Source organism: Streptomyces sp. NPDC030995, from assembly GCF_055571215.1.
In genome coordinates, this window is record NZ_JBVIFS010000018.1 from 146,029 (window position 1) to 167,242 (window position 21,214).

The window sequence follows — 21,214 nt, forward strand, 5'->3', positions numbered from 1 at the left end:
GTGCAGCTCCTTGTCGTCGGTCGTCATGCCTGATGGCCCAGCACGATGCGCAGCGGCAGCCCGGGCCGCTGCGTGGTCTCCAGCCCGGTGAGCCCCGCCGAGGCGAGGATCTTGCGGTACATCGCGGTGGAGTGCAGTTCGCCCTCGCGGGTCCAGGCCAGCATCAGCAGGTTGAGCATGTGGGCGTGGTAGTCCGCCGCGGGCGGCCCGTTCTCGGTGGTGAAGCCGACGACGACCACCCGCCCGCCCGGCTTGAGCCGCTCGGCCAGCCGCCGCACCAGCTCGACGCAGCGGCGGGCGGAGAACTGGAAGAGGAAGTTGCCGAGGACCACCACGTCGTACCTGCCGTCCGGCTCCACGTCGAAGGCGTCGCCGGGAAGGTAGCGGACACGGTTGCCGAGGCCGGCGCGCTCCGCGTGCTGCCGGGCGACATCGAGGACCTTCGGCCAGTCGAGGCAGGTCACCGTGGCCCGGGGATCGCCCTCGGCCAGGGCGAAGCCGAACAGGCCGTGCCCGCAGCCGACGTCGAGGACGTCCAGGGACTCCCGCTCCTTCGCCCACGGCAGGACCGTGTCGGCGACGAACGCGGCGCCGGGCCGGGTCGCGAAGGTCAGATGGGTGGCGAAGTCCGCCCAGTACGGGAAGTCCGCCGACTCCCCGTTGGTGTCGAGCAGCGTGCCGCCGTGCCGCACGACCTCGGCGAGGTCCCGCATGGCGTCCCATTCCCAGTCGCTCGCCGCGACGTTGACGATCCCGCCGGCGTACTGCGGACTGCTCGTCACCAGCAGGTCCCGCGCTCCCCCGGGCAGGGTGAACTGCTCCCCGTCCGCCTCCAGCAGTCCGGCCGCCGCCAGCGCGCGCAGCAGGACACGGGTGCCCCGGGCGTCGGTCCGCAGCATCGCGGCGACGTCGTCGGGATCGGCGGGCCCCGGGGCCAGGGCGTCGAACACGCGCAGCCGGATCGCAGTGCGCAGCAGGTAGGTCGACTTGAAGGCCGTCATCATCTCCAGCAGCCGTTCGCGGCTGACCGATACGTCGGTGTCGTCGGGCATGGGCTCCTCCGTGGTGCCGGGCAGTGGTCGCCGAAGGTGGCACCGCGGACTCGACCAGGCGTCAAAATCCGCTGGAAATGGAGGACTTCCCGTCGAGCACGGCACGAGTGGCACGGCCCACCGTCTCTCCGGAGCACCGCGAACCCGCTCGACGAGGAGGCAGGCATGGCTGGGCCCGGGAAGACGTGGAAGAGGCGCGTGGACGTGCTGCTCGACCGGTGTGTCAGATCGGTCTGGGAGGCCCTGGTGACCCACGGCAGGCTGGTGGCCGGCGAGGCCGTCTGGAGCCGCGAGGCCCCGTACGCGGGCGGCGGGCCGCTCTGGTCGAGCCTCGACGCCCCGGATCACGGACTGCCCGAGTGGCTGCTGCGCGCGGATGTGTCCGTCGCCGAGCTGGAGGAGATGCTGCGCCGGGAGTGAGCCGGGAGTGAGCCGGGCGGCTTCGAGCGGGTGTCGAGTTCCCGTGCAGCGCCGCTGGCGATGCTCCCGGCATGCCTACTTCACCCTCCGCCCAGGGCCCGCGGGCCGCGGTCGTCTGCGGGCTGGGCGCCTGGCTGCCGCCCCGGGCCGTGAGCAACGACGAGCTGGCCACCCGTATCGACACCTCCGACGCGTGGATCCGCACCCGGACCGGCATCCGCACCCGCCACTTCGTCTCCCCGGGCATGGCGACCTCGCGGCTGGCGACGGAGGCCGGAGCGCGCGCGCTGGAGTCCGCCGGGCTCGGCTCCGTGGACGCCGTGGTGCTCGCCACCACCACCCCGGACCGGCCGTGCCCGGCCACGGCCCCGCTGGTCGCGCACCGACTGGGACTCACCGGACGGCCCGCCTTCGACGTGTCGGCCGTGTGTACGGGCTTCCTCTACGCGGTCGCTACGGCGGCGGGACTGATCGCCTCCGGGGCGGCCGACCACATCCTGGTGATCGGCGCCGACGCCTTCAGCACGATCGTCGACCCCGAGGAGCGGTCCACGGCCGTGGTGTTCGGCGACGGCGCCGGCGCGGTGGTGCTGCGCGCGGGCGAGGCGGGGGAGCCGGGCGCGGTCGGCCGCGTCGAACTGGGCGCTGACGGATCGCTCACCGACCTGATCACCGTGCGCGCCGGCGGCTCCGCGACCCGCTCGACGGACGTGCCGCCGAGCCGTGCCGACTCCCACTTCTCCATGGCGGGCCAGGAGGTGTTCTTCCACGCGGTGACCCGCATGGCCGAGGCGTCGCACACGGCGATCGCGGACGCCGGGTGGCGCCCCGGAGAGGTCGACCGGCTCGTCGGACACCAGGCCAACGCGCGCATCCTGCACGCGGTGGGGGAGCGGCTGGACATCTCCCGGGACCGGATCGTGATCCACCTCGACCGCGTCGGCAACACGGCCGCCGCGTCGATCCCGCTCGCCCTGGCTCACGCGCAGTCCACCGGTGAGCTCCGCCCCGGGGACCGGGTCGTGCTGAGCGCCTTCGGTGGCGGCGCGACCTGGGGGGCCACGGCGTTGACCTGGCCCGATCTGAAGACCACCTGAACGACAGTCCTGTACACAACAGTTCGACCACCTGGAGAGGCGACCGCCATGAGTGAGATCACGCAGCCGACGTTCGAGCAGATCGCGGACGTCATCGCGGAGAAGTTCGACGTGCCGCGCCATCTGATCCTCCCCGAGGCGGTGTTGGAGGACATCGAGCTGGACTCCCTCGCCGTCATCGAGGTGGGGCTGATCGTGGAGAAGCGGTTCGGCTTCGCCGTGCACACGGAGGACCTCCAGACCGGAGGGACCGTCGCCGAGCTGTACGACTTCGTCACGGCGGCTGCCCGCGCCGCATGAGCGCCCCACCGCGCAACCCCTGATCGGCGACATCCGCGACGTCTGCGCCCCGGCCCCGCCTCTGTGAGCGGGGCCGCCTCGCGGCCGGGGGCACGGGCCGCCCGGCCGCGAGGCGTCACGGCCGGGCGGCGCCGATCACTCGTGCCAGTTGTCCGTGAACAGGCCGATGACGGTGCCGGTCGGGTCGCTCAGGTCGGCGAACGCCTTGCCGCCGCTGATGGCCTGCGGCCCGGAGAGCACATTCCCGCCCAGCGTGCGCGCGCGCCGCAGGGTCTGCGGAAGGTCGGCCACGTAGATGTACAGCACGCTGCCCGGCGCCTGGGACCCAGGCTGGTCGCCGATCAGGCATCCGATCATCCGCCCGCGGTTGAGGACCGCGAAGGTGATGTCGTTGATGGCCTTGAACTCCCAGCCGAACAGCTCCTGGTAGAAGACGCGGGCGGCAGCGGCGTCCGGGGTCCTGATGTGCCAGAAGCAGACCGTCCCCTCGCCGTCCGTGGAGGCATCAGTGTTGCGGTCGGTTTCCTGCATGGTCATTGCGGTCCGCCTTCCTGTTCTGCGGCGACGGGCGATCGCGCGTGCCGACTCTCCGCAGGACGGTACGGGGCCCCGCTCAACGCCGGATCGTGACACCTTCGACGGCTCCGCCCCGGTCGAGCGGGCCCCCTCGACCCAGGGCCGAGGCGCCGTCGAGACCCGCGGCGCATGCTGCGGCAGCTGCCCGACTCCCCGGTGCGCCCCACCCCTTCCAAGGAGCCTCGATGCGCCTCTTGTACCTCGCCCTGTCCCAGGCCACCTACGGGGAGACCCTCATCGGTCTCTCCCTCGCCGACCAACTGCGCGCGCCGGGCGTGAGCGCGCACTTCGTGAACCCCGAGAGTGCACGCGCGAGCGTTGAAGGGCACGGGTTCGGGTGCACGACGCTCGACGAGTCCGTCGGTCCCCGGGTGCGCGGCCTGCTGGGCGACATCGTGAAGGAGCAGCGGCCCGACGGCATCATCCTCTCCGACTACTTCACCTACTGGTCGCAGTTGGAGAAGCGCTTCGGCACCGACCCCTGGTTCATCCACGAGTTCGGGGTCCCCGTCCTGCCCATCGACATCTGGGAGCTCCAGCAGTCCTCGTTCCGCATCGACGTGTGCGGCGGGCCCGGACAGGAGATCGACCCGCACATCCGGCGGATGCCGGCCCATCTGCGGCCCGTGCCGGTGGCGCACACGGCCGACACCGGCGCCCCGGGCTTCCCGTACCGGGTCATCGAACCGGAGAGCCGGCCGAGCGACGAGGAGCGGGGGCGCGTGCGCGCCGAGCTCGGACTCGCCGCCTCGGACCGGCTGGTGATGTTCCCTGTGTCGGAGTGGCAGCAGCCGCCCCGCGGCAAGCGGGGCATGGTCACCGACATGGTGCACCGGCTCGCCGAGGGCGTCCCCGAGCTGATCGTGCGCTATCTGCGCAGCCTGCCCGACTCGACGCACGTCCTCGTGGTGGGCGAACCGCTCGCGGCGTTCTCCGAGTTCCCCGCGGAACGGCTCCACGTGCTGCCCCGGGTGCCCAGCGAGCGCTACCACGCCCTGCTGGCCTCGTCCGACCTGATCGTCTCGCTCAGCATGGCCGCGATGACGGTCATCCGCTCGCTGTTCCTCGACGTGCCCGCGCTGATGATCAGCAACAGCTTCGCCGTCCGGGACGAGGCCGACGCGCACGCGGCCGACCGGGCGCTCGGCGGCCTGTCGCCGGCGGTGACCGAGTGGCTCGCGGCCTACGGCCCGATCGAGCCCTTCCGGCAGTGGCCCAAGGGCGCCTTCGCCTTCCAGGCGCCGCTGTGGCGCGACAACGGGTACGCGACGGCCATCGCGCAGGCCGAACTCCTGGACGAGAGGGGCGTCACCACGCTGATGGAGCGGCTGCTCCACGACCCGGAGGAGCAGCGCGAGCGGGCCCGGGCGCGGGCCGAGTACGTCGCCTCGGTCAACGCGCTGCCGCCCGCTTCGACGGTGGTGCGCCGTGCGCTCGCGACCGCTCAAGCCGCACATGTCGAGATTGACATGTAGATTCCGACAGGTTAATCTCGGGACCTCCCCCAGCCGCACTCCGACTCCGGCGAAGGTGATAGAGATCATGGGTACACCCCCAGCGACACCGCTCCGGGAACTCTTCGTCCGACTGTCCGCCCGCCAGCAAGCGGTGGTGATCGCCGCCGTCGTCACCACCGCGTTCCTCAGCTCCCTCGACGCCATGGTGATGAGTACCGCCATGCCCCGGGTGGTCGACGGACTCGGCGGCTCCGAGGCGCTCTACCCCTGGGTGGTCACCGCCTACCTGCTCTCGTCCACGGCGGTCCTGCCGCTGTACGGCAGGTACTCGGACCTCTATGGACGGCGGCCGGCCGTCCTGATCGGCCTGGTGGCCTTCCTGCTCGGCTCGGCGCTGTGCGCCCTCGCCGGCTCGATGGCCCAGCTGATCGCCTACCGCACCGTCCAGGGCCTCGGTGCGGGCGCCCTCCTGGCGGTGAGCATGTCCCTGATCCGGGAGCTGTTCAGCATGGAGGCGCTGAAGAAGCTTCAGATGATCATGGGCAGCATGATGGCGACGTCCTTCATCGGCGGCCCCTTCGTCGGCGGCGCGCTCACCGACCTCCTCGGCTGGCGCTCCGTGTTCTGGCTGAACCTGGTCATCGGACTGCCCGCGCTGTGGATCCTGGCCACGCTCCTGCCCTACTACCGGGAGCCGAACGCGCCCCGCGGACGGCAGGACGTGGCCGGGGTGCTGCTGCTCATCGGCTGCATCACCGTCACCCTGGTCGGCCTGACGCAGAAGAGCCAGACCCGGCCCGGAGGCGACCTCACACCCTGGACGGACCTCGGCGTGGCCGGCAGCCTTGTGGCCGGCGCCGCGCTCCTCGCCCTCTTCGTGGCCAACGAGCGCCGCGCCGCCATCCCGCTGCTGCCCCTGCGGCTGTTCCGGATCAGGAACCATTCCGCGATCGTCGCCGTCGCCTTCTTCTACTCGATCGCGCTCTTCCCGGCCGTCATCTACCTGCCGCTCTACTTCCAGCAGACGCGCGGGATGCAGGCCACCACGTCGGGCATGATGATCTTCCCCATGATGATCGGCCTCGTCGGCAGCAACCTGGCCTGCGCCCCGCTGATCTGGAAGGACGGCTGGGCCAAGCGGGTGCTGGGGATCGGCGCGCTGCTGCTCGGCCTCGGAGCGGCGCTGTTCGGCCTCGTCGACGACGGCACGGCGCTGCCGCTGCTCTTCCTCTTCATGCTGCTGCTCGGCCTCGGCATGGGCCCGTCCATGGCCGCCATCGGACTCATGGCGCAGAACTCCGTGCCGCGCTCCGACATCGGCACCGCGACATCGAGCACCATGCTCTCCAAAGCCATCGGCAACGCCGTGGGCCTCGCCATCGGCCAGAGCCTGCTGGTCTGGCTGCTCAACTCCGGCGCGGGCGACGGCGAGGACGCCGTCGGGGCGCAGACCTCGGCGATCATGTCGACCATCCAGATCGTGGGGGTGGTCGGAGCCGTCTGCGTCCTGGCCGGCGTGGCGCTGATCAAGGACCTGACGATCGAGAAGTGGAACGGCGGCCCGAGCGCCGCGCCGAAGGCCGCAGTCGCGCGGCCGGCCGAAGCAGACTGAGACAGCGGGCCGGCCGAGTCGGCCGAACCATCTGAACCGCCCGTCCCCGCGCGGGGATCGACGAAGGGAGTCCGTGGATGACAGAGGGACGGCAGCCCGCCGCTGCGCAGCCCGCGATCGGCATCGGGGACGAACTGGTCGAGGTGCACGACATGTTCCGCGAGCGCATGGCGGCGATCCGCGAGGAGATCGCCGCCGTCACCTCCGGAGCCGCCTCGGCCGACACCACCGTGGTGTCCGACGCGGTGGCGGGCCTGACCCTGAAGGAGCACTGCCTGACCATGTGCGAGGCCCTCCACGGGCATCACACCAGGGAGGACGGCGGTCTCTTCCAAGCCCTGGAGGCGGAGGCCCCGCACCTCTCCGACGCCCTGGCCCGGCTCCGCAGGGAACACGTCGTCGTCGACCGGAGCCTGCGCGAGATCCGCGCGCTGCTCGACACCATAGGACTCGCCGACCCCGAGCGCCTCCAGCGGGAGTTGGAGCGGCTCTTCGACTCGCTGGAGGAACACTTCCGGTACGAGGAGGAGCAGGTCGTGGCCGCGCTCAACTCCTTCACCCGGGGGACGCCTACCGGCTGAGGGCGGCGGCCAGGGTGTCCCGCAGCGACCGGTCGAGGCCGATCCGGGGGCACCAGCCGAGCGTCCTGGCAGCACGGGCGATGTCGATCTGCTGCCAGGACGCGGCCCCGCGGCTTTGGTCCGCGGGCTGATCCTCGACCACGGTCACGTCCAGCCCGCTCAACTCGACCATCCTGAGCACCAGTTCACGTACGGCCACCGGACGCCCGGCCCCGATGTTGACGATCTGCCCGGAGCAGCCGGGGGCCGTCGCCGCGGCCAGTACCGCGCCGGCCACGTCCCGTACGTCGACGAAGTCCCGGCGGTCCACGAGAGGCGCGAGCCGCAGCGGATGGGGGACACCCCGCGGACCGGCGGCGCGGGCCTCGCGCAGACGGGCCGCGACGACCCCCACCAGGCTCCCCGCCGGGGCCGCAGGCCCGAGCACATTGGAGACCCGCAGCACCACGCAGTCGAGCGCGCCGTCCCGGCACGCCCCCAGCACCGCCCGGGTGCCCGCGAGCTTCGTACGGCCGTACGGACTGACCGGAGCAGCCGGGTGGTCCTCCGTGAGGACGACCCCGGAAGGCGTCGGGCCGTACTCGTGCACCGACCCCAGCTGTACGAGTCGGGGCGGCCGGCGCAGCGCCGTCAGCGCCGCGAGCAGCCGCTCCGGGAACAGCGTGTTGTCCTCGCGCATCTGCTCCTCGGTGCGGCCCCACACGGCGCCCGCGGCGTTCACCACGATGTCCGGCCGTACCTGCCCCAGCAGTGCGGGCAGCCGGTCGGGAGCGGCCTGGGCGCGGCCTGCGGACCGGACCGGGTGGCCCGCCGCAGTGAACGCCGCGCACACGTGGCCGCCCACGAAGCCGCCCCCGCCGAGCACCAGGACCTTCCGCGCACTCACCGCACGGCCTTGCGCAGACCGCCGGCGCGCACCCTGATCTCCTCAAGGAGCCGGGCCTGCCGCACGATCGCCGGACGGGGCTCGTCGTCGCCGCGCCGCACGGCCCGTGCGAACGAGGCCACCGCACGCGCCACCTGGTCCTCGGGGTCCAGCCGGATCTCCTCCACCGTTCCGTTCCGTTCGAGCTCCAGGAGGGGCGGATGGTCCGCCGACGGTGTGAAGGCACGGTCCAGGGTCACCCGGCCGGTGCTGCCCTGCAGCGTGTACCGGGAGCGGTAGGCGTGGTCGAGGCCGAACGAGAGCTGCGCGGTGACCCCCTCGGGGGTGGACAACAGCGCGGCCCCCGACGTGTCGACGCCGTGGCCGGGTCCGGCCGTCAGGACGGCGCCCGCCACGCTCAACCGCGGCCCCAGCAGATGGAGCGCGGCCCGCACCGGGTACAGGCCCGTGTCGTACAGGGCGCCACCGCCCAGGGACGCCTGATGGCGGATGTCGCCGGCCGGCAGCCGGGGCACCGTGAAGGAGGCGTGGAACGAGCGCAGCTCTCCCAACGCCCCCTCGTCCAGCAGTTGTCGGACGCGCCGGTGCTGGGAGTGGTGCACGAACAGGACGTTCTCCTGCAGGACGAGACCGCGGGCGCGGGCGAGCGCCAGCAGGGCCGAGGTGCGCGCCGGGTCGGACGTCAGCGGCTTCTCGGCGAGGACGTGCTTGCCGGCGAGGAGTGCGGCCTCGACCCACTCCGCGTGCAGTGCCAGGGGGAGCGGCACGTACACGGCCTCCACCTCGGGCTCGGTGAGCAGTTCGGCGTATCCCCGCACCGGGCGGCAGCCGTACGGTTGCGCTACGCGGCGGGCCCGGTCCAGGTCGCGGCTGGCGACCGCGGCGAGTCGCAGGCCCGGCTCGGCCGCGAACGCCGGGAGCATGCGCCGTCTGGCGATGCCCGCACAGCCCATCACCCCCAGGCCCACCGCCTCGCTCATCCGGCCGTCCCCATGGCGTTCAGGCAGGCGAGCAGCGTGCGCGCCTGGACGTTGACGTAGTGGCGGTGGCCCGCGAGGGTGCTGAGCTGGTCCGGAGTGACCCAGCGGTAGCTCCGGGGCGGATCCGCCGGCACCTCGTCGGTGTCCACCACCAGGTACCGGCTCGTGGCGTTCAGGAACCGGCCGCCCTCCTCCGAGTGCAGCGCGTCGTAGCGGATCCGGCCGCGACCCGCGGCCGTGCCCGCGTCGAGCACCAGGTCGAGGAAGGGCGGCCGGCCGGCCGTGCCCGGCGGCCCGTAGTTGCCGGGCACGCACTGCACGGTGGGCCCCAGCTCGATCGTCTCGCGCAGGCCCCCTTCGGCGCGCGCGTGCACCAGGACGTGCTGCCGGCCCCCGATGGTCCGCCGGAGGAACGCGGCCACCCCGATACCCACCGGCTCGATCAGCGGCTGCGTCCAGCTGCCCACCTCACGGCTGCCGGCCCGCACCGACACGGCCACGACCCGGAAGAACCGGCCGTCCGGGCGCTCCACGGCCCGCTCGCCGGTCCGCCAGCCGGGCAGACCGGCGAGCGGGACGCGCTGGACGGTGACGTCGTGCCGGCAGCGTTCGTCCGTGATCCACGACAGCAGGTCCGGGTCGGAGTGGAGGGCGTGGCTGTCGGCGGGCGATGCGCCCGGCACGCAGGACAGCACGGTACGGGTGTCCATGTTGACCGTCAGGTCGCGGTGGAGCAGCTCGGAGATCTGCCCGAGGGTCAGCCAGCAGAAGTCCGGGTGGAGCGGGATCTGGTCCGTGGTCTCCACGATCATGTTGCGGTTGGACTTCCGGTGGAACCACGCGCCGTGCTCGGACTGCAGGACGTCGGCGATCACACTGCTGCCCGGCGGCCTGACGAAGTGGTCGAGATAGCGGACCGCCGTGCCCTGGTGCGCCCGCGTGTAGTTGCTGCGCGTCGCCTGGACGGTGGGGGAGAGCTGGAGCAGGTTCGGGTTGCCGGGCTCCATCTTGGCCTGGAGCAGGAAGTGCAGGACACCGTCGAACTCGCGGGCGAGCACCCCGAGTATCCCCACCTCGGGCTGGTTGATGACCGGCTGGTGCCACGCGCGGGGCTCGGGCTCCGAGGCGACGGCGTGCAGCCCCTCGATCGTGAAGAACCGCCCGCTGCTGTGCCCGAGATTGCCGGTGCCCGGCTCGAAGGACCAGCGGTCGAGAGCCTGGAAGGGGATGGGCGTCACCTGGAAGGGGTGGGCCGCGGCCCGCTCCGCGAGCCACGCGGACACCTGCGACGTGGGCATCATCCAGCCCTCGGTGGCCGCCGCCGAGCGGGCGAGCCGGGCGGGCAGCGCGGGGTCGGCCCGGGGGACGAGAGGCGCGGTCCGTGTCACCGTCATGCCCGGGCCCCCTCGACGAACTCCTGCACGGAGGAGGCGATGTAATCGATCATCTCGTCCGTGAGCCCCGGGTAGACACCGACCCAGAAGGTCCGCTCGGTGACGATGTCGCTGTTCTCCAGCGTGCCGGAGACCCGGTAGTGCTGCCCGGCGTAGGCGGGCTGCCGGGTGAGGTTGCCCGCGAACAGCTGACGCGTGCCGATCTTCCGGTTCTCCAGGAAGCGGACCAGCTCGGGGCGGGCGAAGGGCGCGTCGTGCGCGAGGGTGATGACGAAGCCGAACCAGCTGGGATCGCTCAGCGGGGTGGGCTCGGGGAGGATCAGGTGCGGGGTCCCTTCGAGGGCGTCGCGCAACCGCCTCCAGTTGTGGCGCCGGGCGGCGCCGAACTCGTCGATGCGGGCGAGCTGGCTCAGCCCGAGCGCGGCCTGGAGATCGGTCGTCTTCAGGTTGTAGCCGATGTGGGAGAACGCGTACTTGTGGTCGTACCCCTGCGGAAGGGTGCCCAGCTGGTACTGGAAGCGCTTGCGGCACGTGTCGCTCTCGCCGGGCTCGCACCAGCAGTCCCGGCCCCAGTCGCGCAGCGACTCCACGATCCTGGCCAGCAGCGGAGTGGAGGTGAGGACGCAGCCGCCCTCGCCCATCGTCACGTGGTGGGCCGGATAGAAGCTGACCGTGGACAGGTCTCCGAAGGATCCGGCGGGCCTGCCGTCGTAGGTCGAGCCCACGGCGTCGCAGTTGTCCTCGATGAGGAACAGGCCGTGCTCCGCGGCGAGTTCGGCGATCTCCCGGGCCTCGTAGGGGTTGCCCAGGGTGTGCGCCATCATGATGGCCCGGGTCTTCGGGCCGATCGCCTCGGCGACCCGCTCCGCCGTCGCGTTGTACGTCGGTATGTCGATGTCGACGAAGACCGGCACCATGCCGTTCTGCAGGATGGGGTTGACCGTGGTGGGGAAGCCCGCCGCGACGGTGACGACCTCGTCGCCGGGCCGCAGCCGCTCGTCCCCCAGGAGCGGCGAGGTGAGCGTGGTCAGCGCCAGCAGGTTCGCCGAGGAACCCGAGTTGGTCAGATGGGCCTTGCGCTGCTTCAGCAGGCGGGCGAAAGAGCTCTCGAAGCGGCGCGCGATGCCCCCGGCGGCGATCCGCAGGTCGAGCGCCGCCTCCACGAGGGCGAGCCGGTCGCTCTCGTCGAGCACCGCCCCGGACGGCCAGATCTCCGTGACACCGGGGGTGAACGGGCTGCCACCGCCGGCCTGCTCCGCGTGGTACTTGCGGACCTCGTCGAGTATGAGCGCCCGGTGATCACTCATCGGACGCCCTCCGGGGGGAGGGGGCGCGTCGCGTACATCCGTCCTCGCCTTCGTCGGAACCGGGAGCCTTCCGTTCCCGATCACAGGCGCCGAGGCTGGCAAGGAACGCTTGACGAGCGATGGAAGGGCTCTCGAAATCCCGGTCCGAGGCCAGGTCAGGGCTGCGGCCGCGCCTCGATCGCCGCGCGGGCCTCGTCGGCCCAGCCGAGCATGGCCTCCGACAGGCGCAGGGTCATGCTCACCGCGAGCTGATGGGCCTCGTCCGCCTCCGGGTCATCGGCCATGTGCTTCGTCAGCGCGAGCATCTCGTCCCGGTCGGCCCGCCAGTGGCCGACCTCCCGGTCGAGTGCCAGCAGGGCGTCGTCCCGCCCAAGGGCGGCGGACAGCAGGAACGCCCGCAGGTAGGTCTCGCTGCGCGCGGTGCGGTCGGAGTCCACGTCGACGAGCCAGCGCCGCAGTTCCTCGCGCCCGCTGTCGTTGATCTCGTAGACGCGCCGGCCGCGCGGGCCCTCCTCGCCCACCTCGACGTGCCCGTCGGCGGCCAGCCGGCTCAGCTCCGGGTACAGCTGGTGGTTTCGCGCGTACCAGATGTGCGGGAGGGTGCGCTGGAAGTGCTTGGCCAGCTCGTAGCCGCTCGCCGGGTGGCCCGCGAGCAGGCCGAGCACCGCGTGGCGTAGAGACATGCGGTCTCCTTCGGCGTGCGGATCAGGGGGTCAAGGCGGGATTATATCTTACTCGACCTGTCGAATGAGACATAATATCGTCGTGTCAGCCCCTGGTCCTGCCCGGTCTGCGGCTGCGAACTGCCACGGTTGCGGACGACACATAGTCGGCCTTGGCCGTCCGCGTGCCGCATTCGCGGCTCGAATGGGCCCGGGCATCGAGACGGCGACGCACCCTCGCTGGCGTCGCCGGGCGTCCAGACCCCACGGGCACGGCTGGCCCGGAAGAGCTGGTCAGCCCCGCTGGGCGGGGCTGCGACAGACGCCTGCCCGGTCCTGGAAGTGCCAAACCCCTCCGAACCGACCGCTGACCGCGGCGCGATCTTGCGCTACCGGAGCCGGGCGGGGCGACGGACAGCCACGGACAGGCCACGTCCGGCTCCGGCCCACGGCCACGGGTGGTCGTGGGCCGTGCGGCCTGCCGCCCGCGGTCAGGCGTGCCGGTGGGCGTTCGCCGCGCCGCGCCGCGCCGCGCCGCGCCGCGCCGCGCCGCGCCGCGCCGCGCGGAGCGGAGCGGAGCGGCGGCGGCTCCCATCGACGCCGACCTGGCCGACGCGGCCCTGCGGATGATGAGCCGCAACATGTCCGCGCACATCTGCGCCGTGGACGACGTTGCCTTCGACGCCCGCAGCGCCGACTGAACCGAGCGGTCCCGCGTCGGCGGTCCCCCCGGCTGTGGGCTGCGCCGGACACGTGGGATCGGGTGCCTTGACATGACTGGCGCTGAACTGGAAAGCCGCAGGACATGAAGCACCTACCGAAGCGGGACCATGGCGGTGAACCCGAGCGAGTGGACGGCGGCCGGCAGATCGAGGCGGGCCCCGACGAGCAGGTCGAGGAACGGGCACCGGACCAGCTCTCCGAACTGCCCGAGCGGTCCTGGAAAAAAGTGCTGCGCGGCACGCTGAAGGAGTTCAAGGACGACGAGCTGGCCGACCGGGCCGCCGCGCTGACCTACTACGGCGTGCTGGCGCTCTTCCCGGCCCTGCTGGTGCTGGTGTCCGTGCTCGGCATCGCGGGTGAGTCGACGACGCAGAGGGTCCTGGACAACCTGCGCAGCCTGACTCCGGGCGCCGCCCGGGACGTGATCACCAACGCGGTGCAGCAGCTACAGGGCAACGCCGATGTCGGGTCCCTGGTGGCCATCGTGGGCCTGGTCGTCGCGGTGTGGTCGGCCTCCGGCTACATCGCCGCGTTCATCCGCTCCTCGAACGCCGTCTACGACATGCCCGAGGGCCGACCGGTGTGGAAGGTGCTGCTGCCGCTGCGCCTGGCACTCACCGTCACGCTGATGGTGCTCGCCTGCGCCAGCGCGCTCATCGTGGTCTTCACCGGCAGCCTGGCACAGCAGGCCGGTGCGGCCCTGGGGATCGGTGACAGTGCGCTGACGGTGTGGTCGATCGCGAAGTGGCCGGTCCTGGTCCTCCTCGTCACGATCATGATCGCGCTCTTGTACTGGGCGGCGCCGAACGCCAAGGGCCGCGGATTCAAGTGGGTGACCCCGGGCAGTTTCCTGGCCCTGGTCATCTGGATGGTCGCCTCGGCCGGCTTCGCGTTCTACGCCGCGAACTTCGGCTCGTACAACAAGACGTACGGCACGCTCGCCGGCGTGATCGTCTTCCTGGTCTGGTTGTGGATCACCAACCTCGCGATCCTCCTCGGGCTGGAGTTCGACGCGGAACTGAGTCGTCAGCGGGCGATCGCCGGCGGTCTGCCCGAGGGCGACGAGCCTTACGTCCGGCCGCGTGACACCCGGGCCTGGAGCGAGGCGGACCAACGCCGCATGGAGCGGTGAGCGCGAGGGGAACGGCGCGGCCCGCGACGTAGGCCCCGCTTCCTGCGGCGGGGGGCCGGTCGGGTGGAGTGCGGGGAACCGGTCGGATTCGAGGGCGTGCGCGGGCATACGTAGAAGATGTCGTTGCCGTGGTGCCCTGCGCGAGGAGAAGTCGCGTGAATCTGATCCTGCTGTCCGGAGCGGGTTCGCCGATGAGATCACCGAGGGCGACGGCGACGGCCAGGGCGAGGGCGACGGCGACGGCGAGGGCCGTTCGCGCCGTCCTGTGGGCAGGTGCCGTCGGTGTGCTCATCGGCGGGTGCGGAGCATCCGCGGCCCGGCTGGACGGGGCACGGGCCGCCGGCGAGCGGTTCGAAGGCGCCCTGGCCTCCGGAAACCACGAGGCGGCCTGCCGGCTGCTGGCGCCCGAAACGCTCGGGCAACTGGAGCAGGACGAACAGCAGACGTGCGCGGAGGCGATCGGGGCGCAGAAGCTGCCGACGGCGAGAGCGGTGCGCGCGACCGAGGTGTACGGACGGCAAGCCATGCTGCGCCTCGACGGCGACACGCTGTTCCTGTCGCAGTTCAAGGGCGGATGGAAGGTCGTGGCGGCCGGCTGTACCCCCCAGGGGGAGCAGCCCTACCAGTGTGCGCTGAAGGGCGGCTGAGGATGCGCTTCCTCTTCGTGACCTGTCTCGTCGTGGTGGTGGGCGGACTCGGATACTTCATCGCGATCGGAGCGATGCACCGATGAGTGACGATGACGATCCGCACGAGGCACCGCGGCGCAGCGGGTTCTGGCGGGACAACAGCCTCACCCTGACCTTCGGGACCGCGTTCCTGCTGGTCCTGGTCGCGCAGGCCATCGCCGGACACGCTGAGTTCAACGACCAGCTCACCGTCGACGGCCTCCAGCGGATCAGCCTGGGCGAGTACGTGACGACCTCCGACTTCGCCGTGGACGTCAGCGAGAACTGGCAGTCGGAGTTCCTGCAGTTCTCCCTCTACATCTTCGGCACCGTGTGGCTGGTCCAGCGGGGGTCCCCCGAGTCCAAGGAACTGCACAAGATCGGTACGGAGTCGGACCGGGAACAGCGCCTGGGCGATCACGCGCGGAAGGAGTCGCCCCGCTGGGCCGGCACGAAGGACTGGAGGCAGCGGCTGTACTCGCGCTCGCTGGGCCTCGTCATGGGGTTCCTGTTCGTGGCGTCCTGGTTCGCCCAGTCGGTTTCGGGTACGGCGGCCTATGACGAGCAGCGGCTGCGCCAGCTCCAGGACCCTGTCGGCTGGGGCACGTACCTGACGCTGCCGGACTTCTGGAGCCGCACCCTGCAGAACTGGCAGTCCGAGCTCCTGGCGGTTGCCGCCATGGTCATCCTCTCCGTGTACCTGCGCCAGCGGGGCTCACCCGAGTCCAAACCCGTAGGCGCTGCCCACACCTCCACCGGCGTCGAGAGCTGACGCCTGCGGCCGTACGGCCCGTGGCACCGGCTGCGGTCGCAGCACGAGCCCGTCGGCTCGTAGTGCACCGGTGCCTCCATGGGCGAGGTCGTGGGCAGTCGGCGCATCGCGCCGGGCCCCTACGGCATGGCGCCCGGGGCTGCGGCGTGCCGTGGAGGATGCTGATGACTCCCCCCTGCAGGAGAGGCCCGTGAGTGCTCCCAGCCCCCCTATGACCCCGAGGCCGGCATCCGCCGCAGAGCGCGACGACCTTCCCGCTCCCGGTGTCATCGGCATCGGACTCGCCGCGGTGCTGACCTTCGCGCTCGCCCAGGGCTCGTGGCAGTGGTTCGCCACGTTCATCGGGGTGACGCTCCTTGCGGTGATGCTCGCCTTCCAGCGGCGGGCGGCGTGGACGCCGGACATCCGCTCGGCGTACATGCGCGGCCTGGTCGCGTACGCGCTGGTCGTCGGCCTGTGCGTGGCGATCGCGCTCGCCCCCTTGCTGCAACGCCGGGCCTGGCTGTTCCCGATGCCGGCCACGCGCAGCGAGTGCGAGCTCCTGGGCAGGTACGAGGCCCTCCAGGCGGAGGCCGCGCTGGGGAGCCTCGCCGGCAGCGACGGCGCCGCCCTGGCGTTCGCCCAGGACGTCCAGGCCCGTAAGGCCGTTGCCGAGTGCCTGGCGGCCACGACGACCCTGTGGCTGCCCCTGTACGGGGTGGGGGTGGCGGTACTGGTGGGGGCGGGCGCGTGGTTCCGCGACCGGGCCCGGGCCCGCTCGGGCCCCGTCGGCTAGTGCTGTGACCCGGTGAACCTTTCCGGTCACAGCACTAGGGCGTACGAAGGACCGCTCCGCCCGCGAGGCCCCGCAGCGTCGTCACCTGAGGGACGGGGCACGGGACGTGGTGCCGGACGTCGCCTTGTTCTCGGTGGCCACGGCGGAGGCGGACAGGAGCGTCGCAGCGGCGAGGCTGCCCCAGAGGGCGGTCGAGCCGTGGGGTGCGAGCGTGGTGATGACGGCCGGGGAGACGGCGAGGCCGAACCCCGTGGAGAGCTCGAAGCGGGCGAGGGTGCGTCCCAGGGCATGCGCCGGGGCGAGGGTGGTGACGAGCGCCGTGGCGCTGCCGGCAAAGATGATCTCGCCGATGGTGCAGACCACGGACACCGCGGCGACGGCCGGGGCACCCCAGCCGTGCAGTGAGGTGGCCGCGAGGAAGCCGAGGTAGGACGCGGTGAGTACCACACCGGCGAGAGCCAGCACGGCCCGCCGGGAGAAGCGGGACATCAGGACGGTGACCGGAACCTGCAGGGTGACCACCAGCACCGTGTTGGCCACGAAGATGGCTGCCGACCACACCGGGGATGCGTGCAACTGTGTCACCAGGACCAGAGGGAGCGCGATTTCGGGCACGTTGAGGCAGAAGACGTAGACCACGTTGGCGGCCAGCAGCGCGCGCATCCGGGGTGCGGGCGCGGCCTCCCCGTCCTCCGCCGGGGTAGCGGCCGGATGCGCGTGTACGTGGACCGACCACGCCAGGGCCGCCGCGGTGAGATAGGCGAGCCCGGTGACGGCCGCCAGCGCCTGCAGTGCCGTGGTGCCGCCCGCCAGGCATGCGGTGGCGAGGAGCGCGCCCGCGCCCAGGCCGGCGTTGCGCAGGGCGCGGCCTCCCGCGAGAGCGACGTCGCGTTCCCGGCCGTGGGCGACCGTGGCCACGAGAGCCGCGTGGGCGGCCGGCCATGCCTGGTTGCCGATGCCGAGGAAGAGCGCCGCCGTCGCGAACAGCCAGACGTGCCCCGCCGGGGTGGCCAGCAGCAGCGCCACGCCCAGCACCCGCACCAGCATCGACGCTGCCACGACCGTGCTGCGTGCGCCCCGGTCCAGCCATCGGCCCACCGCGGGCATGCACACCAGACCCACGACGACGCCGACCGTCATGGCGATGCCGGTGGCCGGCGCGGACAGCCTCAGCACCGTCACTCCGTAGAGCAGCAGGAAGGGCCGCAGCAGGCCGGTGCCGAGCGCGTCCACGGCCAGTGCGACGGCGTAGCGGGGGCCTCCGGAGGCACGGACGAGGGCGCGGGGCCGGATCTTGGTGGTGGTTGGCATGGCGCCAACGGTGCGTTCGGACGCCGGGCCGGCCACGTCGGTTGACGGACACCGTCAACCGACCCCGTCGCCGGCCGTCCGGTCGGTGATGATGAAGGGTGACCTTGAAGATCGACATCAGCGGCCTGCCGTCCGAGCGACTGCGGTTCGCCGCCTCCCCGCTGGCCGAGCTGACCGCGATGCTGCACGTACTGGCCGAACCCGGGCATCACCCGCACCTCGCCGGCTGGGCCGGGGACGTCTGGGCCGGACTGCGGCCGGAGCTGGCCGAGCGGTTGCGGGAGGCGGAGTTCCTCTGGCGTTCCTCACAAGCCGACTTCCTGATCCCCGCCCGGCCTCGGCCCACCCTCGCCGAGGAGTTGGACGAGGTGGACCGGATCGACGACGAAACGTATGTGACCGCCGCGCTCGTCACCACGTGCGGCGGCAACCGGGTCCACTTCGCCGCGCCGTCGCCGCTCACCGACGCGACCGCGCGCGAGCGGGCCCTGGACCTGGCCCAGGCCCGCGGCGCGCGGCAAGAGGCCTTCGCGGAACGGCTGCTCGCGGACCCGGCCGCTGTGCGGGCACGGGTGCGACACACCCTCGAACAGTGCGCCGAGGCCTTCTTCGACGCCGCCTGGGCGGGCGTCGCCGTGCAGCTCGCCGCCGACCTGCGCCGGAAGAACGACCTGCTGAAGCGGCAGGGCATCGGGGCGGCACTCGCATCGGTCTCCGGCGCGGTCACCCTGGCACCGGACGGCGACTCCATCATCGTGGACAAGCTGCAGGACAAGGCGACGGCCGCCCACGGCGCCGGGGTCACCTTCATCCCCAGCGTCTTCGGCAGCCCGCACCTGGTGGTGGTCCACGCACCCGGGTGGCAGCCGGTGGTGCAGTACCCCGTGGCCGAGCAGGGCCCAGCAGAGCCGGTATCGCTGGAAACCGTCACCCTACGGCTGGAGGCACTCGCACATCCCGTACGGATGCGGCTGCTGCGCACCCTGGCCCGCGGCCCGCACACCACCGGTGAGCTGGCCCACACCTGGGAGCTCTCACCCCCGGAGGTGTCCCGCCACCTCGCCGTCCTGCGCCGCGCGGGCCTGCTCACGGCCCGGCGGCACGGTCGTTACGTCCGGTACACCCTCAACCTGCCCGACCTGACGGCGCTGGGCGCCGACCTGCTGGCGGCCGTACTGCGCTGAGCGGCCGCGGTCCGCCGGACCGTGCGGTCTAGCGCTGTGACCGGGATGGTTCACCGGGTTATCCGCTGGCTTGTGTTTCGGCTGGCGCAGTAGGTTTCCGCCGTGAGTGATGTTGGCAAAACTGAGATTCGTTTCGCGCGCGTGGCAGACGCGGCGTCGATCGCACGTATCCACATGACCTCTCGGGTGGCGACGATGCCTTACCTGCCTCCGCAGAAGCGCAGCCACGACCAGGTCGCCCGATGGGTCGAGGATGTCCTGCTCACGTCATGCCGGACGTGGGTGGCGGTGCGCGATGGAGAGATCCTCGGCTATGCCGCCCTTGAGGGGGACATGCTCGAACACCTCTATCTGCGACCGGATGTCCGCCGCCAGGGCATCGGCACGCTCCTGCTCGACGAGGTCAGACGGCACAGCCCTGACGGGGTGTCCCTGCACGTCTTCCAGCAGAACGCCGATGCCCGCGCGTTCTACGAGCTCCACGGCTTCACAGTCCTCGACACCAGCGATGGCCACCGGAACATGGAGAACCTGCCCGACATGACTCTGCGCTGGACACCGGACGGTGCATGGTGAACCGCGCCCCCGCGGACCGGACACACTGATCCGGTCATGCCGCGTCGGCGAGGGGGCGTCCGCCCCAGCGGATACCTTTCTCACTGCGGATCCGGGCGCGCTCTTTGCGCTGGGCGCCCAGCACATCAGGGTGCCGCGCGTTGGCGTTTCGCCAGCGCAGGTAGGCGTGCAGGGCCCGGGTCTGGACGGTGTGGTTGGGGTGGTGGGAGTTGGCCAGGGTGAACTGTCGCAGCGGCCCGAAGTGGGCCTCGATCGGGTTGGCCCAGGAAGCGTTCGTCGGAGTGAAGCACAGCCCGACCCGGTTCTTCCGCGCCCAGGCGCGGATCTTGGTGCCCCTGTGGGCGGACAGGTTGTCCATGATCACGTAGTTCGGGCGCCGTCCGGGCGGGCGACGCGGATCGACTTCAGGGCCGCCCACGTGTTGGCGGCTCCCTTGTGGCGGCGGTTGACGCCCCACAGGGTGTCGTCGCGGATGGAGTAGCAGCCGTGGAAGTAGGTGACGCCGTGGGTGCGGTGGTAGGTCGCCGGGATCCGGTCGGGGCGGCCGATTTCGGCCCAGCAGGACCCGCCGGTGGGGCGGATGCCGAGCGGCCCGAACTCGTCGAAGGCGAAGACACGGTCGGGGAAGTGCTCCAGGACGTGCTCGATGCGGTCCAGCTTGGCGTCGCGCTCGGGGTCGGTGGACTCCTTCCAGGTCTTGGTCCGCTGGAAGGTGATGCCGCGGCGGGCAAGCAGGCAGCGCAGGGCCTCGCGGCCGATGCGGATCACCCGGCCGTGAACCTTGCGCAGGTAGGCGACGAGCTTGCGCAGGGACCAGCGGGTGAAGGGCTGGCCGAGCTTGGCCGGGCGGGTGGTGGCCGTCGCCACGACGAAGTCCTCGTCGTCATGGCTGAGCAGGCGGGGACGGCCTCCCGCCCACTGAGGGTCCAAGCAGGCCAGCCCGATCTCGTTGAACCGGTGGATCACGTCGCGGACTGTGTCCTCGTCGGCTTGGACCAGCTGGGCGATGACCGGCACGCGGTTCCCGCCGGCCGAGGCGAGCAGCATCATCGCGCGCCGGTAGCGCACCGAGCTGGTGCTGCCCCGGCGCACGATCTGCTGTAACCGCTGCCCTTCCTGATCGGTCAGCCTTCGGACTCGAACGGGCTCTGCCACCACGCCTCCACCTGTCGGACGGCTTGTCGGTTCACATCCAACCGGCACGGCAACCACCACCGCGAGCCGCAACCCGGTGAACCATCTCGGTCACAGCACTAGCTGGGGCTAGGGCCTGTGTGATGTCGTGATCATTCGGCGGTCTTCAGTAGGTCGTCGACCCAGATCATTGAGGCGCGGAGGTGGAGGCCGGCGAGGTAGCTGTCCGGGGTCTTGTCGTATCGGGTGGCGATGCCTCGCCAGGCCTTCAGCTTGTTGATCAGGCGCTCAACCGTGTTCCGTTCCTTGTAGAGGTCGGCGTCGTGGCTCACGGGTCGGCCGCCTCGTGCGCCCTTCTTCTTGCGGTTGGCGGCCTGGTCCCGCTTTTCCGGGATGACTGCCTTGATACCGCGTCTGCGCAGGTAGGAGCGGTTGCCGCGGGACGAGTAGGCCTTATCCGCGGCGACCGCACCGGGCCTCGAGCGGGGACGGCCGACGGGCAGGCGGACTCTCACCTTCTCGAGCACGGGAACGAACTGCGGGCTGTCCCCGGCCTGCCCGGCGGTCAGGACCAACGCGAGCGGACGGCACCTGCGGTCCGCGGCGAGATGAATC

The 21,214-nt window shown here is 71.7% G+C and carries 22 protein-coding genes and 1 pseudogene; 13 read left to right on the forward strand and 10 right to left on the reverse strand.

Annotated elements, in window-relative coordinates:
• Positions 1–23 precede the first annotated feature (23 nt).
• Entirely contained in the window at positions 24–1,052 is a 1,029-nt protein-coding gene (locus ACZ45T_RS25440) for a class I SAM-dependent methyltransferase (protein ID WP_468445022.1), read from the reverse strand.
• Between the two features lie 165 nt (positions 1,053–1,217).
• Between ACZ45T_RS25440 and ACZ45T_RS25445 the strand changes: the two genes are divergently transcribed.
• The 3 genes from ACZ45T_RS25445 to ACZ45T_RS25455 all read left to right on the forward strand — a co-directional run bounded on the left by ACZ45T_RS25445 (position 1,218) and on the right by ACZ45T_RS25455 (position 2,869).
• Entirely contained in the window at positions 1,218–1,472 is a 255-nt protein-coding gene (locus ACZ45T_RS25445) for a hypothetical protein (RefSeq protein WP_468445024.1), read from the forward strand.
• Positions 1,473–1,543: 71 nt separating this feature from the next.
• Positions 1,544–2,569: a beta-ketoacyl-ACP synthase III gene (locus ACZ45T_RS25450; RefSeq protein WP_468445026.1), complete on the forward strand. Its 1,026-nt coding sequence runs from the start codon at positions 1,544–1,546 to the stop codon at positions 2,567–2,569.
• Between the two features lie 48 nt (positions 2,570–2,617).
• Complete coding sequence (locus ACZ45T_RS25455) at positions 2,618–2,869, forward strand: phosphopantetheine-binding protein (protein ID WP_468445028.1); 252 nt, start codon at positions 2,618–2,620, stop codon at positions 2,867–2,869.
• 135 nt (positions 2,870–3,004) lie between these two features.
• Here the strand turns inward: ACZ45T_RS25455 and ACZ45T_RS25460 are convergent, their stop codons facing one another.
• Positions 3,005–3,406: a VOC family protein gene (locus ACZ45T_RS25460; RefSeq protein WP_468445030.1), complete on the reverse strand. Its 402-nt coding sequence runs from the start codon at positions 3,404–3,406 to the stop codon at positions 3,005–3,007.
• Between the two features lie 224 nt (positions 3,407–3,630).
• Here ACZ45T_RS25460 and ACZ45T_RS25465 point away from each other — a divergent pair, with 224 nt between their 5' ends.
• The 3 genes from ACZ45T_RS25465 (at position 3,631) to ACZ45T_RS25475 (ending at position 7,095) form a co-directional block, all read left to right on the forward strand.
• Positions 3,631–4,920 carry a DUF6365 family protein gene (locus tag ACZ45T_RS25465; protein ID WP_468445032.1) on the forward strand — a complete coding sequence of 430 codons (1,290 nt, stop codon included), beginning with the start codon at positions 3,631–3,633 and terminating at the stop codon, positions 4,918–4,920.
• 67 nt (positions 4,921–4,987) lie between these two features.
• Entirely contained in the window at positions 4,988–6,514 is a 1,527-nt protein-coding gene (locus tag ACZ45T_RS25470) for an MFS transporter (RefSeq protein WP_468445034.1), read from the forward strand.
• 77 nt (positions 6,515–6,591) lie between these two features.
• Positions 6,592–7,095 (forward strand): hemerythrin domain-containing protein, encoded by a 504-nt coding sequence (locus tag ACZ45T_RS25475; protein WP_468445036.1) that lies wholly within the window; start codon positions 6,592–6,594, stop codon positions 7,093–7,095.
• On the opposite strand, the gene ACZ45T_RS25480 is transcribed toward ACZ45T_RS25475, so the two are convergent.
• The 5 genes from ACZ45T_RS25480 to ACZ45T_RS25500 all read right to left on the reverse strand — a co-directional run bounded on the left by ACZ45T_RS25480 (position 7,085) and on the right by ACZ45T_RS25500 (position 12,345).
• Positions 7,085–7,981, reverse strand: coding sequence for an NAD-dependent epimerase/dehydratase family protein (locus tag ACZ45T_RS25480; RefSeq protein WP_468445038.1), 897 nt, complete (start codon positions 7,979–7,981; stop codon positions 7,085–7,087). The genes ACZ45T_RS25475 and ACZ45T_RS25480 overlap by 11 nt on opposite strands.
• Positions 7,978–8,961 carry a Gfo/Idh/MocA family protein gene (locus tag ACZ45T_RS25485; protein ID WP_468445040.1) on the reverse strand — a complete coding sequence of 328 codons (984 nt, stop codon included), beginning with the start codon at positions 8,959–8,961 and terminating at the stop codon, positions 7,978–7,980. Before ACZ45T_RS25485 ends, ACZ45T_RS25480 begins: the two co-directional genes overlap by 4 nt.
• Positions 8,958–10,355 carry an NDP-hexose 2,3-dehydratase family protein gene (locus tag ACZ45T_RS25490; protein WP_468445042.1) on the reverse strand — a complete coding sequence of 466 codons (1,398 nt, stop codon included), beginning with the start codon at positions 10,353–10,355 and terminating at the stop codon, positions 8,958–8,960. Before ACZ45T_RS25490 ends, ACZ45T_RS25485 begins: the two co-directional genes overlap by 4 nt.
• Positions 10,352–11,662, reverse strand: a complete 1,311-nt coding sequence (rfbH, locus tag ACZ45T_RS25495) for a lipopolysaccharide biosynthesis protein RfbH (protein ID WP_468445044.1) — start codon at positions 11,660–11,662, stop codon at positions 10,352–10,354. The genes ACZ45T_RS25490 and rfbH overlap by 4 nt, the downstream gene beginning before the upstream one ends.
• Positions 11,663–11,817: 155 nt before the next feature.
• Entirely contained in the window at positions 11,818–12,345 is a 528-nt protein-coding gene (locus ACZ45T_RS25500) for a PadR family transcriptional regulator (protein ID WP_385284024.1), read from the reverse strand.
• A gap of 482 nt (positions 12,346–12,827) precedes the next feature.
• On the opposite strand from ACZ45T_RS25500, the gene ACZ45T_RS25505 reads away from it, so the two are divergent.
• From ACZ45T_RS25505 to ACZ45T_RS25525, 5 genes are all read left to right on the forward strand, one after another.
• Positions 12,828–13,025, forward strand: coding sequence for a hypothetical protein (locus tag ACZ45T_RS25505; protein WP_468445047.1), 198 nt, complete (start codon positions 12,828–12,830; stop codon positions 13,023–13,025).
• A 104-nt stretch (positions 13,026–13,129) separates the two neighbouring features.
• Positions 13,130–14,179 (forward strand): YihY/virulence factor BrkB family protein, encoded by a 1,050-nt coding sequence (locus ACZ45T_RS25510; RefSeq protein ID WP_468445049.1) that lies wholly within the window; start codon positions 13,130–13,132, stop codon positions 14,177–14,179.
• A 155-nt stretch (positions 14,180–14,334) separates the two neighbouring features.
• Positions 14,335–14,826, forward strand: a complete 492-nt coding sequence (locus tag ACZ45T_RS25515) for a hypothetical protein (protein ID WP_468445051.1) — start codon at positions 14,335–14,337, stop codon at positions 14,824–14,826.
• A gap of 82 nt (positions 14,827–14,908) precedes the next feature.
• Positions 14,909–15,619 (forward strand): DUF6766 family protein, encoded by a 711-nt coding sequence (locus tag ACZ45T_RS25520; protein WP_468445053.1) that lies wholly within the window; start codon positions 14,909–14,911, stop codon positions 15,617–15,619.
• A 190-nt stretch (positions 15,620–15,809) separates the two neighbouring features.
• Positions 15,810–16,394, forward strand: a complete 585-nt coding sequence (locus ACZ45T_RS25525) for a hypothetical protein (protein ID WP_468445055.1) — start codon at positions 15,810–15,812, stop codon at positions 16,392–16,394.
• 81 nt (positions 16,395–16,475) lie between these two features.
• Here ACZ45T_RS25525 and ACZ45T_RS25530 read toward each other — a convergent pair whose 3' ends face one another.
• Entirely contained in the window at positions 16,476–17,705 is a 1,230-nt protein-coding gene (locus ACZ45T_RS25530) for an MFS transporter (protein WP_468445057.1), read from the reverse strand.
• A gap of 98 nt (positions 17,706–17,803) precedes the next feature.
• On the opposite strand from ACZ45T_RS25530, the gene ACZ45T_RS25535 reads away from it, so the two are divergent.
• Complete coding sequence (locus ACZ45T_RS25535; RefSeq protein ID WP_468445059.1) at positions 17,804–18,889, forward strand: DUF5937 family protein; 1,086 nt, start codon at positions 17,804–17,806, stop codon at positions 18,887–18,889.
• A gap of 102 nt (positions 18,890–18,991) precedes the next feature.
• A complete protein-coding gene (locus ACZ45T_RS25540) occupies positions 18,992–19,465 on the forward strand; it encodes a GNAT family N-acetyltransferase (protein ID WP_468445061.1) in 474 nt (157 codons plus the stop codon).
• Between the two features lie 34 nt (positions 19,466–19,499).
• On the opposite strand, the pseudogene ACZ45T_RS25545 reads toward ACZ45T_RS25540, so the two are convergent.
• A pseudogene (locus tag ACZ45T_RS25545) lies at positions 19,500–20,620 on the reverse strand (IS630 family transposase).
• 131 nt (positions 20,621–20,751) lie between these two features.
• Positions 20,752–21,214 (reverse strand): IS5 family transposase (locus tag ACZ45T_RS25550; protein ID WP_468445063.1); only part of this gene is annotated, 463 nt, incomplete at its 5' end.